The 1,044-nt window shown below is 61.4% G+C and carries 1 protein-coding gene; it reads right to left on the bottom strand.

All coding sequences use genetic code 11. The features are described 5' to 3' along the window. Positions 1 to 252 precede the first annotated feature (252 nt). Positions 253 to 1,044: IS110 family transposase (locus IVA75_RS25115; protein WP_247282061.1), on the bottom strand; the 792-nt coding region annotated here is incomplete at its 5' end.

Here is a 1,044-nt window from a genome sequence, read left to right as displayed (position 1 = left end):
GGCTCCGGGTTGGCAAGGAGAATCTTCACTTGCGGCGTTGGTCGGAGCAGCCATGTGTTCGGCCTTCTTGTGCGGTACTCATGACCGCTGGCCATAATGCCCTCCGCGGATCAGGTCCCGATCAAAAGCACGCATTCGAAGATGCCGTGGCCCATGTGGGTTGTCCTGATCGCCGGATCGACCGGCGCTGCATTAGTGCTGTTCGCCCTTCCAACCGTTACGTCACAGCCGGATGACCGGCTGTGATCTCGTTCACGCCGTAAGGCCGGCGGGTTCCTTGTAGGGTTCGTTCCTGGCCATCATCGCCCATGCCATCCTGGCGAGCTTATTGGCGAGTGCGATGGCTGCGACCTTGGTAGGGCGCCGTGCCAACAACGCAGTGAGCCAAGGCCGATGGCTTGTGCCATGGATCTTGGCATAGCGGATCACGGCGAGTGCGCCCGCTGTGAATAGGCTGCGTAAATAGCGATCGCCTTGCTTGCTGATCCGGCCAAGCTTGTCCTTGCCCCCACTCGAGTTCTGCTTCGGCACGAGCCCGACCCAAGCCGAGAAGTCCCGCCCCGATCGGAAGGTCTTGGCATCGGCAACGCTCGCGACTAGCGCCGTTGCCAGTGCTGGACCGACGCCAGGGATCGCATCCAGTCGCTTGCTCGTCGCGTTTGATCGATGCCAGGCAATAATGCGCCTATCGAACTCCAGGATTTGAGCCTTCAGTGCCCGCAACTGGCCGCCGAGAGCCGCAAGACACGCGCGGGCCACCTCCGGAACTCGGCGGTCGGCTGGATCGGCGACGACTTCTAACAGCTGTTCGACACCCCTGCGCCCGACGGGGGCAACAATCCCGAACTCGGCCAGATATGCGCGGATCGAGTTGATGACGGCAGTCTGCTGGCGAATGAAGAGATGGCGCACGCGATGAAGCATCAGACAGCTCTGTTGTTCGATGGTCTTGGTCGGCACGAACCGCATGTTGGGCCTTGTGACCGCCTCGCAAATAGCCTCCGCGTCGGTGCTGTCGTTCTTCTGCCGCTTAACGTAGGGCTT

This window comes from Bradyrhizobium sp. 134, assembly GCF_023074155.1.
In the GTDB taxonomy this organism is placed as follows: domain Bacteria; phylum Pseudomonadota; class Alphaproteobacteria; order Rhizobiales; family Xanthobacteraceae; genus Bradyrhizobium.
Note: the sequence above shows the minus strand (reverse complement) of the source record. Positions and strands in the feature narration are given on the sequence as shown.